This window comes from Deltaproteobacteria bacterium, assembly GCA_019310525.1.
Taxonomy (GTDB): domain Bacteria; phylum Desulfobacterota; class DSM-4660; order Desulfatiglandales; family HGW-15; genus JAFDEE01.
Genome location: JAFDEE010000008.1, coordinates 33,178 through 49,440, shown reverse-complemented (window position 1 = coordinate 49,440; position 16,263 = coordinate 33,178). Strand labels below are relative to the sequence as shown.

At 58.1% G+C, this 16,263-nt stretch carries 14 protein-coding genes and 1 pseudogene; all 15 read left to right on the top strand.

The genetic code is table 11. From position 1 onward, the window contains the following. Window positions 1-751 precede the first annotated feature (751 nt). The 15 genes and pseudogenes from JRF57_02020 to JRF57_01950 all read left to right on the top strand — a co-directional run bounded on the left by JRF57_02020 (window position 752) and on the right by JRF57_01950 (window position 16,263). Complete coding sequence (locus JRF57_02020; GenBank protein ID MBW2302470.1) at window positions 752-1,063, top strand: hypothetical protein; 312 nt, start codon at window positions 752-754, stop codon at window positions 1,061-1,063. Window positions 1,064-1,242: 179 nt separating this feature from the next. Next, window positions 1,243-1,692: a division/cell wall cluster transcriptional repressor MraZ gene (mraZ, locus tag JRF57_02015; protein ID MBW2302469.1), complete on the top strand. Its 450-nt coding sequence runs from the start codon at window positions 1,243-1,245 to the stop codon at window positions 1,690-1,692. Between the two features lie 19 nt (window positions 1,693-1,711). Then, a pseudogene (gene rsmH, locus JRF57_02010) lies at window positions 1,712-2,646 on the top strand (16S rRNA (cytosine(1402)-N(4))-methyltransferase RsmH). Between the two features lie 2 nt (window positions 2,647-2,648). Then, window positions 2,649-3,020, top strand: a complete 372-nt coding sequence (locus tag JRF57_02005; protein MBW2302468.1) for a hypothetical protein — start codon at window positions 2,649-2,651, stop codon at window positions 3,018-3,020. Then, a complete protein-coding gene (locus JRF57_02000) occupies window positions 3,011-4,978 on the top strand; it encodes a transpeptidase family protein (protein MBW2302467.1) in 1,968 nt (655 codons plus the stop codon). The genes JRF57_02005 and JRF57_02000 overlap by 10 nt, the downstream gene beginning before the upstream one ends. A gap of 55 nt (window positions 4,979-5,033) precedes the next feature. Then, the gene (locus tag JRF57_01995) at window positions 5,034-6,530 is read left to right on the top strand and encodes a UDP-N-acetylmuramoyl-L-alanyl-D-glutamate--2,6-diaminopimelate ligase (protein ID MBW2302466.1); all 1,497 of its coding nucleotides are present in this window, start codon (window positions 5,034-5,036) and stop codon (window positions 6,528-6,530) included. Next, window positions 6,531-7,952 carry a UDP-N-acetylmuramoyl-tripeptide--D-alanyl-D-alanine ligase gene (locus tag JRF57_01990; GenBank protein MBW2302465.1) on the top strand — a complete coding sequence of 474 codons (1,422 nt, stop codon included), beginning with the start codon at window positions 6,531-6,533 and terminating at the stop codon, window positions 7,950-7,952. It abuts the gene before it with no gap. A 1-nt stretch (window position 7,953) separates the two neighbouring features. Next, window positions 7,954-8,364, top strand: coding sequence for a response regulator (locus JRF57_01985; protein ID MBW2302464.1), 411 nt, complete (start codon window positions 7,954-7,956; stop codon window positions 8,362-8,364). A 27-nt stretch (window positions 8,365-8,391) separates the two neighbouring features. Further along, complete coding sequence (locus JRF57_01980) at window positions 8,392-9,471, top strand: phospho-N-acetylmuramoyl-pentapeptide-transferase (GenBank protein MBW2302463.1); 1,080 nt, start codon at window positions 8,392-8,394, stop codon at window positions 9,469-9,471. An 11-nt stretch (window positions 9,472-9,482) separates the two neighbouring features. Then, window positions 9,483-10,844, top strand: a complete 1,362-nt coding sequence (murD, locus tag JRF57_01975; GenBank protein ID MBW2302462.1) for a UDP-N-acetylmuramoyl-L-alanine--D-glutamate ligase — start codon at window positions 9,483-9,485, stop codon at window positions 10,842-10,844. Further along, a complete protein-coding gene (gene ftsW, locus JRF57_01970) occupies window positions 10,834-11,949 on the top strand; it encodes a putative lipid II flippase FtsW (GenBank protein MBW2302461.1) in 1,116 nt (371 codons plus the stop codon). The genes murD and ftsW overlap by 11 nt, the downstream gene beginning before the upstream one ends. Before the next feature lie 30 nt (window positions 11,950-11,979). Next, a complete protein-coding gene (murG, locus tag JRF57_01965; protein MBW2302460.1) occupies window positions 11,980-13,068 on the top strand; it encodes an undecaprenyldiphospho-muramoylpentapeptide beta-N-acetylglucosaminyltransferase in 1,089 nt (362 codons plus the stop codon). Window positions 13,069-13,123: 55 nt separating this feature from the next. Further along, window positions 13,124-14,500: a UDP-N-acetylmuramate--L-alanine ligase gene (locus JRF57_01960; GenBank protein ID MBW2302459.1), complete on the top strand. Its 1,377-nt coding sequence runs from the start codon at window positions 13,124-13,126 to the stop codon at window positions 14,498-14,500. 15 nt (window positions 14,501-14,515) lie between these two features. Next, window positions 14,516-15,445, top strand: coding sequence for a UDP-N-acetylmuramate dehydrogenase (gene murB, locus JRF57_01955; GenBank protein ID MBW2302458.1), 930 nt, complete (start codon window positions 14,516-14,518; stop codon window positions 15,443-15,445). Further along, window positions 15,442-16,263, top strand: coding sequence for an FtsQ-type POTRA domain-containing protein (locus tag JRF57_01950; protein MBW2302457.1), 822 nt, complete (start codon window positions 15,442-15,444; stop codon window positions 16,261-16,263). The genes murB and JRF57_01950 overlap by 4 nt, the downstream gene beginning before the upstream one ends.

Sequence of the window (16,263 nt, the reverse complement as noted above, 5' to 3'; positions counted from 1 at the left end):
GTTTGAAGACTTTGTTTTTTCGTCTCCGTTAAGATGCAGTCCCTTTCGCGGTTAACGCGATGATCCAGAATGTACCCCGGGAGTGGATACGCGGTCCGAATGAAAACGGAAAGGAACGACATCGGCATCGTTACGGCCGTTCTTGAAGCGGAAATCCGCATGGGAAATCTCATTGTGATAACCGGTACACTTATCTTAGTGTCCATCCATAAATGGCCAATTTCCGCAATCTATCTCTGCGTCAGGCTCAAATTTTAATCCTCAAAATACTTCAATGTATTCCTGCGGTTAAAATTTTCGCCTTCCTTGACCTTGCACAAATTTTCTCATTTATGGATGGACACTATCTTAGTTTCCATCCATAAATGGCCATTTTTCACGATCTCAGCGTCAATCTGCGGGATTCCTTGTTCCCGCCTCTTGTAGGGCGGGACGCGTAATCCCTTGATTTGTCCGCGCGAAGCGACGACTCCCCACCCTTTGGGTGGGTCCCCGGTTTCCTTGATCTTGTAAAAAATATCTCAATTATGAATTGGTAACTCACTAGTGCCCAGATTTCATTTATGTATGGGCACTATCTTAGGAATTAGCCTGGGCCGATGCAAGGACTTTCTATGGAGACGATTTGGAAGGGGGGAAGGGAGAAAAAATCGGGACTGTAAAACGGGAGGGATTCCTGGTAGGATGGGGCTGCTCCGGACATTCAGGAGGTCTCTCGGGCCGACTTTGCCTCCCGGTGGAGGGCGACATCATGAAAGAGCAAATTCGAAAGACGAATCATTACGCCGTCGCAGGGTTTCTCTTGTCCTTCGTCGCAGCGGGTGCCGGATGCGGTTGGGTCCTTTTCAATAAGGGCCGTATCGGCACGCCTTCCTCCTTGCTTTTTCTACTCGTGGTGGTGCCCCTGATCCTTGCAGCCGGCCTGGTCTTCTCCCTCCGCTCTCTTCCCCGGATAAAAGACCTGGGAGACCGTGACTACGCTTATTCCGGGCTCGTGCTCAATATCTTTTTTTCCCTCATCTACCTCGGATCGATCATCTATATCGTTTATCTCCTTCCCTGAGCCCTCCTGCCCCGGTATTCTCCATCCGGCCTCCACGATTTCTTTGCAGAACGCCCACCTTTGCTTAATTCCGGTGTCCTCAATTCCGACCTAATCATCCCTTATCATTTCTTTTTTTCCTTGACATCAGGGGTATTTTTGTCATAAAAGTGGAATAAAGTGCAGAAAAGTGTCATAAAGTGTCACAGATGATGTTCAAGGGACGTTTCAGACATACACTCGATGAGAAGGGACGATTGGCGATCCCCGCGCGATTCAAGGAGGTCCTCAAGCAGAAAAGCGAGGATTGCCTCGTCGTGACCAACCACTACAATTGCCTCTGGGCCTTTACCCGTGACATCTGGCAGACCATCGAGGAGCATGCTGCGGGAATGTCCCTTCTGGACCAATCGGTGACGCGTTACCTCCGCTATTTTATCTCGGGCGCACAGGAATGTCCAATCAAAGCCGGCCGGATCACTATCCCACAGGACTTGAGGGAGATTGCGGGCCTGAAAAAGGACGTGATCCTGGTCGGCGGGCTCAAGATTTTTGAGATTTGGGACCTGGAGAAGTGGGAAGAGGAATTCCAGGAGGCACAACGGAGTTTTCCGGAAGTCAGTCAGTCCTTGTCGGGACTCGGTATCTAGGGACGGAGAGGAAGACGTCTTGGAATTTCCCCATCGCCCGGTCATGGTCAGGGAGGCACTGGAGCATCTGCTCACGGATCCTGCAGGAGTTTATGTGGATGGGACGGCCGGAAGCGGAGGCCACAGTGAGGCCATTGGGCGTAAACTGAGCGAGGGAGGGCGCCTCATCTGCCTGGACAGGGATCCTGAGGCGATTCGTATTACGGCCGGGCGGCTCTCCTTCCTGGGAAAGAGGGTCGACATTATCAAGGCCAATTTTTCGGAACTCGGCGATATCCTCGCCGCTAGGGGGATCGAGACGGTGAACGGTGTCTTTCTCGACCTTGGTATGTCCACCTATCAACTGGACCATTCCGGTAGAGGCTTCAGTTTCAGCAGGGACGAACCCCTGGACATGAGAATGGACCCGGAAGAGGGTAGGCGGGCGTCGGACCTACTCAACAACCTTCCGGAGAAGGACCTCGAATCTATTTTGAGGAAATACGGCGAAGAAAAGCGGGCCAAGGCTGTTGCACGGGCCGTGGCAAGGCGGCGAAAAAAAAAAGGATCGACTCCTCCCGGGAACTCGCGGATCTCGTGACTTCCGTGATCCCGTGGTCCCGCCGCCCTGGAGCGAAACACCCAGCAACCCGTACTTTTCAGGCCTTGAGGATCGCTGTCAATAGGGAGTTGGAGCACCTGGAGATCTTCTTTGAAAAACTGCCGCCCCTGGTGGCACCGGGAGGCCGCCTGGTGGTCCTCTCCTATCATTCTCTGGAAGACAGGCTGGTCAAGAGGACGATGGTCCAATGGGAAAAAGGATGTACCTGTCCCCCGGATTTTCCCCGATGTGTTTGCGGGAAGAGACCTCTTTTCAAGAGGTTGAACAAAAGGGGGATCAAGCCGGACCCGAGGGAGATTGCCAAGAACCCGAGGGCCCGAAGTGCCGTCATGAGAGCGGCGGAAAGGATCTGAAGATGGTCAGACCCCTCAGGACATCTGATGTTTCGGGAAAAAGGAATACCCGTACGGGAGTTCGTATCCGGAACGCGAAGATCAAGGAGCGGGGTTTCCGCATCACCCGTCGGCAGCTTTTTCTCATCACCATCCTGCTCTTGCTTTTCATGGGAAGCGGTATCGGGTACGTCTGGTCCAGTTTCGAGGGAACCCAGATCGGGTATGACCTGAGCCGCTTGAAGCAAGAGGAACTGCGCCTTAAGGAACTCAACCGGAAATTGAGAGTGGAGTTGGCCACCTACCTCTCCCCCCAGTACCTCGAGGAGGCCACCCAAAGATCCGGGCTCAGGGAAGCCTTGCCTGAACAGATTCGTGTCTTGCCATGCAGGTGAGGGAAAAAAAGTGGATTAGGTTCCGCATCCTGCTTGTCGCCTTCTTTTTCCTCGGGGGATTGGGGACCATTCTGGCGAGGGCGTATCAGCTCCAGGTCCTCCAGAAAGACCGGCTCGCCTCCATTGCGCGGGCGGGTTACCGGGGGGTGATCAGACTTCCCCCCAAGCGGGGCACGATATGTGACAGGGAGGGACACGAACTTGCCGTCAGCGTCGAAGTCGATTCCATCTATGCCCATCCGAAGCGAGTAAAGAATAAGCTCCAGACCGCCTCCCGCCTCTCCAAGGTCATCGGCATACCGAGGAGTAAACTTCTCGGCCTGTTGAAGAGCAAGAGGGCCTTTGTGTGGATTCAAAGGAAAGTGCCTCCTGAAAAAGTGGAAATGGTCAAGGCGTTGGAACTCGAGGGGATCGGGTTCGCCCGAGAAAGCAGGCGGTACTACCCTGGAAGGGAGATCGGAGGGCAGCTTATAGGCTTTGTGGGGGACGACAACCAGGGGCTCGAGGGATTGGAGAGGAAGTATGATGATCTCCTCAAGGGGCCACAACCTACCCTTATCCAGATGCGGGATGCCTTGGGCCGCCCCTTCTACGTCAGTATGCCCGCGGACGAGAAGGGGAGAATGTACAACCTGCGGCTTACCATCGACAAGGATATCCAGTACAAGGCCGAAAGGGCCCTTCAGGCGACGGTGGAGAAATATCGTGCCAAAAGCGGCCACTGTATCGTGGTTGATCCACGAACCGGCGAGATACTGGCCATGGCCGTGGTCCCTCTCTTCAATCCGAATGTCTTCAGGCGATATGGTCCCGCCCGGTGGCGGAACCGACCCGTAACGGATACCTATGAACCCGGGTCCACCATGAAGGCCTTTCTGCTCGCCTCGGCCCTTGAAAATCACGTGGTATCCCCTCAGACGACCTTTTACTGCGAGGAGGGCAAGTTCCAGGTGGGCGGGCGCACGATCCACGATACCAAGCCCCACGGCCTCTTGACGGTATCGGATATCGTTATCCTCTCCAGCAACATCGGGGCCGTGAAGATCGGCCAGAAGCTGGGTTACAGAAAGTTCACCGACTATCTGAAAAAGTTCGGGTTCGGCAGGGAAACGGGCATAGACCTTCTCGGCGAGGCCCGGGGGTTCATCAGACCCTACGAGAAAACCAGGGCGATCGACCGGGCCACCATCTTTTACGGACATGGTCTGTCGGTCACCTCCCTGCAGATGACCATGGCCATGGCGGCCATCGCCAACGGCGGTAAGCTGATGAAACCCTACGTTGTAAAGGAGATCACGGATCAGCAGGGCAGGGTGGTGAAGCGGTTCCACCCGAAGGTCGTCCGCCGGGTCCTCTCAGAGGGTACCGCCAGGAAGGTGGCACGGATCCTCGAAGGTGTGGTGAGCGAAAAAGGAACGGCTCCCCTGGCCGGCATCTCCGGCTACAGGGTGGCCGGCAAGACGGGAACCTCCCGAAAGCTGGATCCAAAGACCAAGAGGTATTCGAGGCGGAACTATATGGCCAGCTTTGTGGGTTTCGTGCCGGCTTCGAGGCCCCGCCTGGTGATCTTTGTGGCTGTTGACGAACCCAGGGGACTCTACTATGGGGGATCCGTGGCCGCTCCCGTCTTCAGGGAAGTGGGGGCCTGGGCCCTGAACCTTCTTCGCGTCAATCCAAGGCACCAGGTGGTGATGGTGAACAAGGAAGTGGCAAAGATCAGAGATAGCCTGTGGCGTCCAGAATCCATGGAAGAGGGCGGCGGCAGGGAAAAGGAAGAGGAAGGATGCCTCCCGGATTTTAGAGGGTTAACCATGAGGGAGGTGTTGACCCGGGCAACGTCCCTCGGACTCAAGGTGGTCCTGGAAGGAACCGGACTGGCCGCCTCGCAGCGTCCTTTACCCGGCCGGCCCCTTGATTCTGTGAGTGCCGTAAAGGTCACCTTCAGGCCCCCCATGTGATGAGGAGCCGGCTTTTAAGCAATGGGATTCTTCTCGGGAGGAAACACGTAGAGCTATGAAACTGGGCCGGTTGATAAACGGTATCGATTTCCTGGAATTCGAGGGAGATCCCGACCATGAGATCCAGGGACTGGCCTATGACTCCCGTGAAGTCAGGCCGGGATACCTCTTCGTGGCCGTGAAGGGACACGTCCTGGACGGACACCGGTTTTTCAGCGATGCCCTGAAAAGGGGGGCGGTGGCGCTGGTGGGTGAGTCCTTTGACGTGATCGGGAAGACGGAGGCGGCCAGGATCCGGGTGCCGAACAGCCGGAAGGCCCTTTCTCTGCTTGCCGACCGCTTTTACAGTCACCCTTCGGCGAAACTCCGGCTGATCGGGATAACAGGGACCAACGGAAAAACCACAACGGCCTATCTTTTGGAGGCCGTTCTCTCTGCGGCGGGCCGGCGGACCGGGGTCATCGGGACGATCAACTATCGGATCGGAGCGCAGTGCTGGCCCGCCCCGGTAACCACGCCGGAATCACTGGACCTCATGCGCCTTTTGCGGCGGATGAAGGATGCTGGTGCCACGGACGTGATCATAGAGGTCTCCTCCCATGCATTGGAGCAAGGAAGGATCGGGGAGTGCATCTTCGAAGTGGGGGTTTTTACCAACCTGACCCGGGATCACCTGGACTACCACGGAACAATGGATGCCTACTTCGAGGCCAAGAGCCGCCTTTTCCGCTCCCTGGCCCCGGCAGCGACGGCGGTGATCAACCTGGATGATCCCCGGGGGAAAACCCTATGGGGCATAACCAGGGCCAAGGTCCTTACCTACGGTCTCAGGGAAGAAGGGGAGATCCGATCGAGGGTCCTTTCATCGGATAAGAACGGGCTGAGAATCGAGATCAGGACCCCTGCAGGCGTGACCGAATTGAGATCCCCCCTCCTGGGGGAGGTCAATGTATACAATATCATGGCGGCGATGGGGGCCGCCCTGGCCCTGGGGGTCGACTTTGAGACAGCGGTCCGTGGGATCGAGTCCCTCGAGAGGGTGCCGGGTCGCCTGGAACGGGTGGAAAACGCTTTGGGACGGCTGGTTGTCGTGGATTACGCCCATACCCCCGACGCACTTTACAAGGCCATGAAGACCCTGAAACCCCTGGCCGAGGGGCGACTCATCACCGTCTTCGGTTGTGGAGGGGACCGAGACCGCGGAAAGAGATTCGAGATGGGTGTGGCGGCCGGGGAGAACAGTGATCTGGTGATCGTCACCTCTGACAACCCGCGAAGCGAGGATCCCCTCTCCATCATGGAGGAGATCGAAAAGGGGGTCCAGGAGGCCGGAAAGCAACGGATTGAGGGGACCGGCCCCTACAGCCTTTCGGGATACCTCATGGAGGTGGACCGGAGAAAGGCCATCCGTAAGGCGATTCAAGTCGCGGGCGAAGGCGACCTCATTCTCATCGCAGGAAAAGGGCACGAGGATTACCAGATCGTGGGTGGAGTCAGGAAACACTTCGATGACCGGGAGGAAGTCCTCCTGGCCGCGGGCGGAGGGACATAGGTGGGATTTCGTTGGGGAGACGTCACGGCGCGGGATATCCTGACGCCATTGGGCGGAAGCCTGGTGGCTGGCTCCCCGGATACCGTCTTTTCAGGAATAAGCACCGACTCGAGGAAGATTCCACGGGGATACCTTTTCTGGGTCCTGCGGGGGGAACGCCATGACGCCCATGACTTTGTCGCGGACGCCCTGGAGAAAGGTGCCGCCGGTGTGGTCCTGGAAGAGCCCTTAAAGGCCCGAATCCCGGAGGGAAGCCGCCCGGCCGTCATCAAGGTGCCGGATACCCTGAAGGCCCTCGGGGACCTGGCCGGATGGTGGCGGCAGGGTCACGGCATCCCGGTCGCGGCCGTCACGGGGAGTGTGGGTAAAACCACTACCAAAGAAATGGCGGCGGCCATTTTGCAGTTGGGGGCGCCGACCCTGAAGAACGAGGGAAACCTGAACAACCTGATCGGTCTCCCCCTCACCCTCCTTTCCATGGAGGAGAGGCACCGCCGGGCGGTTGTCGAGATGGGAATGAATCGAGCGGGAGAAATCGCGCGCCTCACCGAAATCGCTGATCCCGATATCGGCCTCATCACCAACGTGGCCAAGGCCCATCTCGAGGGAGTGGGCGGCGAGGAGGGCGTTCTTCGGGCCAAGACGGAAATGGTGGAGAAGATTTCCGCCCGGTCCCTGGTCCTCCTGAACGGAGACGATAAAAGACTCCTGGAGGCATCCCTTCCCTTCGGAAAAAGGATAAAGACCTTTGGAACAGGAAGGAACTGTGATTTCCGTGGCACAGGAATCCGCAACCTCGGAAGAGAAGGCATCGCCTTTGAGCTCCACTACGAAGGAAAGGTCTTGTCCCTGACATTGGGGGTTCCCGGCACCCAGCATGTCGCCAATGCCCTGGCCGCTTGCGCTATCGCCCTCAGTCTCGGGGAGGAGCCGGAAAACCTGGTCCGGGGCCTTGAGTCCTTCCGGGGGATCAAGGGTCGGTTCATGCTTCTGCCCTTGCCCAGAGGGATCACCCTGGTGGACGATACTTACAATGCAAATCCCGTTTCCCTCAAGGTCGCCCTGCGGACTCTGAAAGATCTTTGCAGAGGAGAGGGACGAATGATTGCGGGAATCGGCGATATGCTGGAGCTAGGCGACGAAACCCCCGCCGCCCACAGGGAGGCGGGGGCGGTGGCGGCCGAGGTCGGTATTCATCACCTGCTGGCCATTGGAGATTACGCCCGGGAGGTTGTTCAAGGGGCCCTGGAAAGGGGTATTGCGGCCGATAGGGCTGAGGTGGTCGGGAGCCGTGAGGAAATGGCCTCCAGGATAAGAACGATCGTTAAGGATGGGGACCTGGTGCTCCTCAAGGGGTCCCGCGGTATGGCCCTCGAGAGGGTTGTCGACCTCCTGCGGGCGGCGCTGGAAAAGGAGACCTGACATGGGCGTTTTAAAAAATATATTGGTTGTGGACGATGAGGCGGGGATTCGGAGCCTCCTCTTTGAGGTGCTCTCGAACGAGGGCTTCAGGGTGACCCTTGCCAAGGACGGAAAGGACTCTCTGGATCAGATGGAAAGGACCCGCTTCGATCTTCTGATCACGGACATGGATATGCCGGGCCTGAGTGGAATGGAGCTTTTGAGGCGGATGAAAAGAGAGGGACGGAAGGAAAAGGTCATTGTGATGTCTGGAAGACCATTGGATCAGGAGGATCTTGGAAGGGATGTTCAACCGGTGTTCCGAACCCTTCAAAAACCCTTTCCCCTGGACAACTTCCTGGAGGTGGTGGCCTCCGCCCTCGGCCCGTCGAAGAAAAGAAAAGGGAAGAAGCGGGTTCGTGCAGCTGCGTGACAGGGCGAGTGAAAGGGGACGTGAGCGTTGCTTTATAAACTGATTCTACTTTTCCAGGATGATTTCTCGTGGCTGAATGTCTTTCGATACATCACATTCAGGACGATCCTCTCCACCCTATCCTCGCTTCTGTTTATGTTCGTCATCGGCGCCTGGGGCATCCGGAGGCTGAGGACCCTTCAGGTGGGGCAGCAGATCAGAGACGACGGACCCCCGAACCACTTCGAGAAGGCCGGAACCCCCACCATGGGCGGCTGCCTGATCCTCCCGGTGGTAGTGATCTCGACCCTTATGTGGGCCGAAACCTCGAACCTGTATGTGCTGTTGTGCCTGTTCGTGGTTTTGGCCTTCGGCATGATCGGGTTCATGGACGACTATCTCAAGGTGATCCGCAAGAACAGCAGGGGTCTCAGGGCAAAGAGCAAATTTTCCCTCCAGATCCTGGCGGCCCTGTTCGTGGCTGTTGTACTTGAGAGGTATCCGGGTTTTGATTCCAAATTGTACTTTCCCTTTTTCAAATATCTCACCCCGGACCTGGGGGGATGGTATGTGGTCTTGGCGGTTTTCATCATTGTCGGGACCTCCAACGCCGTAAACCTCACGGACGGACTGGACGGGCTTGCGATCGGCCCCATCAATATTGCCTTCGCCAGTTTCTTGATCTTCAGTTACCTGGCCGGGCACGTGAAGATCGCCGGGTATCTTCAGATCCCCTATGTGGCCGGGGCCGGAGAACTCTCTGTCCTCTGCGGGGCCGTGGTTGGTGCTGGGCTGGGCTTCCTATGGTACAACACCTACCCGGCGGAGTTGTTCATGGGGGATGTGGGCTCCCTGCCCCTGGGGGCGGTGCTGGGCACCGTAGCGGTGATGACCAAGCAGGAGTTCGTGCTGATCCTCGTAGGGGGACTTTTCGTGGTGGAGACCCTCTCGGTGATCTTCCAGGTGGGGTACTTCAAACTTACAGGCGGGCAGCGGATATTCCGGATGGCCCCACTCCACCACCATTTCGAATTAAAGGGATGGCCGGAGTCAAAGGTGACCGTTCGTTTCTGGATCATCGCCATCATCCTTGCCCTCCTTTCCATCAGCACGCTTAAGCTGCGTTAGGGGGGCCCTGAATGGATTTCGCCGGCAAACGGGTGGTGGTCGTGGGTTTGGGTAGGTCCGGGCTCTCGGCCTGCCGGTGGCTCAGGTCCGAAGGGGCCCAGGTTCTTGCGAGCGATATCAAGAGGGAGGAAGAAATGGATCCGGCCTTCCTGGAGGAGGCCCTGGAGCTCGGCGTGAAGGTGGAGGCCGGCGGGCATCGGACGGAAACCTTCCTGGAATCCGATTGGATCATCGTCAGCCCGGGGGTTCCATTAGACATGGCCCCCTTAAGGAAGGCCAGGGAGGCGGGCATTCCCGTAACCGGGGAAATGGACCTGGCCTCCCGGCTGGTGGACGTCCCCATCCTCGGGGTGACGGGCACGAACGGAAAGTCCACGGCCACGGCCTTCCTGGGATTCATGCTGGAGAGGGCCGGAAGGAAGGTCTTTGTCGGGGGTAACATCGGCACACCCCTGATGGATTTCGTCGGCCGGAAGGTTTCAGCGGACTTGGCGGTGGTGGAGGTGAGCAGCTTTCAACTGGATGCCATGGATCGTTTTCACCCGGCCCTTTCCCTGATCCTGAACATCTCACCGGACCACCTGGACCGCTACCCGGACTACGAGGCATATGCGGCCTCCAAGCTTAAGATTTTCAAAAACCAGGGCCCGGGGGACTATGTGATTCTCAACGACGACGATGAAATACTTGCCAGGGTCCAACCCGGAGAGGGCCCCACATTCCTTCGATACGGGACGGAGAGGAGAGACCACAGGCAGGCCTTTCTGGAGGGTGATCGGCTCAGGGTCCTCATGGACGATGGAAAGGAAGCGGATTTCGATCTCGGCGGATTCGCCCTCCCGGGAATCCATAATCGGCAGAACCTGATGGGCTGTGTGCTCGCGGGCCTGGTCCTGGGGGTGGAGGAAAGGGTCGTCCAGGAAAGTATCGACCGGTTCCGTGGATTGCCCCATCGCATGGAATTCGTAGGGAATTTTCAGGGAGTGGATTTTTACGATGATTCCAAGGCCACCAATGTGGAGGCGGCGGCAAGGGCTGTGGAGGGCTTTGATCGCCCGGTGATCCTCATCGCAGGGGGGCGTGACAAGGGCGGGGACTACACCGCTCTCGCCGAGGCCTCCAAAAACCGGGTCAAGGCGGCCCTCCTCATGGGAGAGGCCAAGGATCTCCTGGCGAAGGCCCTGCGGTACGTTGTCCCGGTGTACAGGGTGGAAGACATGGGGGAGGCTGTACAGAAGGCCTTCGAGATCTCTGATCCCGGAGACGTGGTACTTCTTGCCCCCGCCTGTTCCAGCTTCGACATGTTCAGGGACTACGCCCAAAGGGGTGAGGTCTTCAAGAAAGAGGCGAGGAGTCTCGGACATGGGCGGTAAGACCGCACTCAAGGCTCAAAAACCCGGGGGGTACGATTATGTGCTCCTAATCCCTACTTTACTGCTTCTCGGGCTGGGTCTGGTGGCCATTTACAGCGCCAGCTCCTTCCTGGCCGCCCACAGGATGGGGGACAGCTACTACTTCCTGAAACGTCAAGGAGGATTTTGCCTCCTGGGCCTCTTTCTCTTGATCGTGGCCAAGAATCTTCCCTTGGGAGTCTACCGGAAGCTGGTTTACCCGTCCCTGGGAATCAGCGCCCTTCTTCTACTCCTGGTCTTTGTGCCGGGTATCGGGATGAGGGTGGGTGGGGCCTCGCGCTGGATAAGCATCGGGGGTTTTTCTTTCCAGCCCTCGGAGCTGGCCAAGTTGTCCCTGGCCCTATACCTGGCCTATTCCATGTCCAAGAAAGGGGATGACATGGCGCGGTTTTCCACCGGGTTCGTGCCCCATCTCCTGGTGGCGGGGGCCTTCATGGGGCTCATCCTGGTTCAGCCGGACTTGGGCACCTGCGTGATCATCGCCGGATGGCTCCTTGTGCTTCTTTTCGTGGGAGGGGTCCGGTTCCGGCACCTGCTTCTGCTCGGGCTGATCTCTGCCCCGGGGTTGGCCTGGCTCATCTGGACAAGTCCCTACCGGTTGAGGCGGTGGTGGGCCTTTCTCAACCCATGGGATGATCCTCAGGGGTTGGGTTTTCAAATCATCCACTCCTTCCTGGCTATCGGTTCGGGGGGGATCTTCGGCCTGGGACTTGGAAACAGCAAGCAGAAGCTCTTCTACCTCCCGGAGCCCCACACGGATTTCATCTTCTCTATTCTGGCGGAGGAACTGGGTTTGGTGGGCGTCAGCGTCGTGGTGGTGCTTTTCGGTATCGTGATCGCCCGGGGGATATATATCGCCCTTAACGCGCGGGATCTTTACGGCAGCTACCTGGCCTTGGGAATCAGTTGTTTCCTGGGGTTTCAGGTCCTAATAAACATGGGTGTGGTCATGGGGCTCCTCCCCACGAAGGGGTTGACCCTGCCCTTCCTGAGCTATGGGGGATCATCCCTGGTGGTCAGTCTCCTGGGCATCGGGATCCTCCTGAGCATTTCGGCAAGGAGATAGGACACGTCGGCGGAAAGAAAAACAGAAGAGATCCGAATCATCATCGCCGGAGGGGGGACGGGCGGTCATCTTTTCCCCGCCTTGGCAGTGGCCGGGGAGTTGAAGAGGCGTATTGGAGAAACCCATGTCCTGTTCGTCACGGGTCGCCGCAGGATGGAAACGGAGATCCTGAAACGGAGCGGGTATCCACAGGTTTCGGTGTCCGCCGAAGGACTCAAGGGAATGGGATGGGGGCGAGGGATCGTAAGCCTCGTAAAACTTCCTTTAGGACTCTTACAGTCCCTGCGAATCCTGGACCAGTTCGGGCCGGATCTGGTCCTGGGGGTCGGGGGGTATTCCTCCGGGCCCGTATGCCTGGCGGCCTGGCTCAAGGGGATACCAACGGCCATTCACGAGCAGAACTCTTTCCCCGGCCTGACGAACCGGCTGCTTTGTCGGATTGTGGATGCAGTGTTCATTTCATTCGAGGAGAGCCGGTCCCATTTCCCGGGGGGGCGGTTGATTCTCACGGGAAACCCGGTTCGAAAGGAACTCCTGGAGGCGGGGCCCGCCGGGGAGGATCATCCCTTCACAATCCTGGTGACCGGCGGGAGCCAGGGCGCACGGGCCGTGAATAGGGCCTTTGTTGAGGCACTGGAGATCTTAAAGCGGATGGGCAGGGAGCCGGACGTGATTCACCAGACTGGAGAGCTCGACTACGAGTCGATTTCAAAGACCTACCAGGAGAGGGGATTGAAGGGAGAAGTGCATGCATTTATCCGGGACATGGCCCGGGCTTACAGCCGGGCTGATATCGTGGTGGGCCGGGCCGGGGCGACCACGGTTTCGGAGCTCTCGGCCTTGGGGAAGCCCTCTATCCTCATTCCCTATCCCCATGCCGCCAACGATCACCAGGTGACCAACGCCCGGGTGCTGACGCGGGCTGGAGGGGCGGAGATGATCCTGGAAAGGGACCTGAACGGTGAATCCCTGGCGCGTACCCTGCTTCGTTACATGGAAGACCCTTCCGCCCTGAAGGCTATGGGGGAGAAGGCCGCGGCCGTGGGGTCAAGGGATGCGGCCGTTGCGATTGCGGATCATCTCCTGGAGATGATCGGGCGGGATCCGGCGAAAACTTGAAGATGCAGGGCTGGCGGATGATCAGGCCTTTTTACAGGGGAGCGGCGGGAGCGTCATGAAGACATTCGGAAAGGCGAAACACATCCATTTCGTGGGGATCGGGGGCATCGGGATGAGCGGGATCGCGGAACTGCTCCTCAACCTTGGATATGAGGTCAGCGGTTCCGATATCAAGGAATCCTCCGTGACTCGAAGGCTCGGAGCGCTCGGGGGAAGGATCTATGCCGGCCACAGGCCGGAGCACATAGAAGGGGCGGACGTAGTGGTCTATTCCTCGGCGGTGAGAATGGACAATCCGGAGGTAATGGAAGCCAGAGAGCGCGCCGTCCCGGTTATCCCCAGGGCGGAAATGCTTGCGGAACTCATGCGGTTGAAGTTCGGAATCGCCGTGGCCGGAGCCCACGGAAAGACTACCACCACCACCATGGTGGCCTCCATCCTGAACAGCGGGAACCTGGACCCCACCGTGGTGATCGGGGGAAGGCTCGACATATGGGGCGGATCCAATGCCAAGCTCGGTCAGGGGGATATCCTGGTGGCGGAATCCGATGAGAGTGACGGGTCCTTCACGGTGCTCTCTCCCACCATTGCGGTGGTGACCAATATCGACCGCGAGCACCTGGATCACTATGGAACCATGGAGGCGGTCCGGGATGCCTTCGTCCAGTTCATCAACAAGATCCCTTTTTACGGCCTTGCCATCCTCTGCCTGGACAACAAGGAGATCCAGGGAATTCTGCCCCGTCTCAGGAAACGCTCCTTCACGTACGGGATGACATCCCAGGCCGAGCTTCGGGCGAGGAAAATCGAACGGAGCGGGATGAAGGTGAGTTTCGAGGCCTTTCTCCGAGACGAATCCTTGGGCCGGGTCCTGGTGGGAATGCCGGGAAACCACAACGTCTTGAACGCCCTTGCGGCCATCGCGGTGGCCCTGGAACTTGACGTCCCCTTTGAGGCCGTCAAGCGGGGATTGAGGGATCTGGGCGGATTAGCCCGCAGGTTCCACGTCAAGGGGGAGCGAAAGGGAATTCTGGTCCTGGACGATTACGGTCATCACCCGACAGAAATCGCGGCGACCCTTGAGACCGCAAGGGACTGCTGGCCGGAGAGGCGCCTGATCGTGGTTTTCCAGCCCCATCGCTATACCAGGACCCAGGCACTCTATGACCGATTCGTGACCGTTTTTAACGATGCGGACATCCTGGTGGTGGCCCCCATCTATCCCGCCGGAGAAACGCCCATCGAGGGAGTGGATTCAGAGTGGCTTTACCATGGCATCAAGGAGCACGGACACAGGGATGTCCTCCTGGGGGAGAGTGATGAAGATATCCTGGAGATCCTGGACAGGGTGTCGAGGCCCGGCGACGTGATTCTGACGCTGGGAGCAGGAAACATCCACAGGGTAGGCGAGGAGTTCCTGAAACGGGAGTAGAGGACGGGGTTCAACTTGGAGCAAAGGCTGAAAACCGTACTGAAGGAGATCTGCGGAGAAGGAGTGCGCTTCGGGGAATCCATGAAGAAGTACACGACCCTCGGGGTTGGGGGAAAGGCTGAATGCTTGTGCTTCGTGAAAGACCTGGAGACCCTCCGACGCTTGTGCTCCCTCGTTCAAAAGGAGAAACTCCCCTGCCTGGTGGTCGGTCGGGGCAGCAATCTTCTTGTCCGGGACGGAGGGATCAAGGGGTTGGTGATCCTCCTGGAAGGCAGGTTTTCCGAGTTGGATGAAGAAGGGGAAGGTCGTGGAATCAAGGCGGGAGGCGGGACTCCCATCCAACGCCTCCTGGCCTTTGCAACGGAACGAGGTCTGGGGGGACTTGAATTTCTTGCCGGAATCCCGGGTACCCTGGGGGGTGCCGTGGCCATGAACGCCGGGGCATGGGGCCATGATATCGGGAGCAGGGTACGGGCCGTGGAGATCGTGATGCCGGGGGGAGAGACGGTGGCCCTGGTGCCACCCGACCTCCGCTTTTCTTACAGGGCTTTCTCCCTTCCCGAGGGAGCCGTAATCTTCCGGGTCAGCCTGGAGGTTGTGAGGGAGGATCAGCAAACCGTCTCCCACAGGATCGCGGACTACTTGAAGAGACGCAGGGAGAAACAGCCCCTGCGCTATCCGAGCGCCGGGTCCGTATTCAAGAATCCACCCGGGCTTTTCGCCGGGAAACTGATCGAGGAAGCGGGTCTTAAGGGAAAGAGAATGGGGGATGCCATGATTTCCGGTGAACATGCCAATTTCATCGTCAACACGGGGTCCGCGAGTGCTGAAGACGTGTTGGCTCTCATGGAGATGGCACGAAGGGCCGTGAGGGAATTGCGAGGGGTCGAACTGGAGCCGGAGATCAGGATCGTGGGAGAAGGCGCCGGTAAGGGACTGTCATGAAGAGAAAGGTCGGCGTAAGGAAAAAGAAGGCCGTAAAGAAAAAGGGGAAAGACTACTCGGTTCTTCGTAAGGCCTTTTCCCTGGTGGGAATCTGCCTGGCCAAGTTTTCATGCCTCGTGGCGGTGCTGGTGGTGACCAGTTTCCTGTTCGTTTACCTATACGAATGCCTGGTCAAGTCTCCTTACTTCAGCCTGGATGAAATCGTCGTTTCCGGCCTGGATGGGGATCTTCAGGAAGAGATCCTGGAGGATTGCGGCCTTCAGGAGGAGGTGAGCCTGCTGTCCCTGAATCTAAACGAGCTGAAGGAGAAGATCGAAAGACATCCCTGGATCAGGCGGGTCGAAATCGAGAAACGGTTTCCCCATTCCCTCGTAATCCATGCGGAAAGAGAGGTTCCCCGGGCACTGGTGGTGGGAGACGGACTTTACTACATGAATCGGTGGGGGGAGATCTTCGCCCGTGCGGGGGAGGGTGGAAACCTGGACTATCCACTCATCACGGGGGTGAGGAGAGGAGAAAAGGAGGAGATGGAGCGGTTGGCATGTGCGGCCGGGATCCTGCGGTGTTTCGAGAAGCAGGAATCTCCCTGGTCCCTCAAGGAACTCTCCGAGGTCCACGTCGGCCGGAACGGGATCGTTTCCCTCTACTTCTCCTCGCTCCCCATGGTCATCAAGGTCCGGGGCGGGGAATTGGAGCGCAGGCTCGGGGATCTGAAAAGACTCGTACGGCACCTGAAGGGGTCGGGACGCATCCACATGGTGAAGGGTATCAATCTGAATTACCGGGATGCGGCGGTCGTAACGATGAAAAAGGGATAA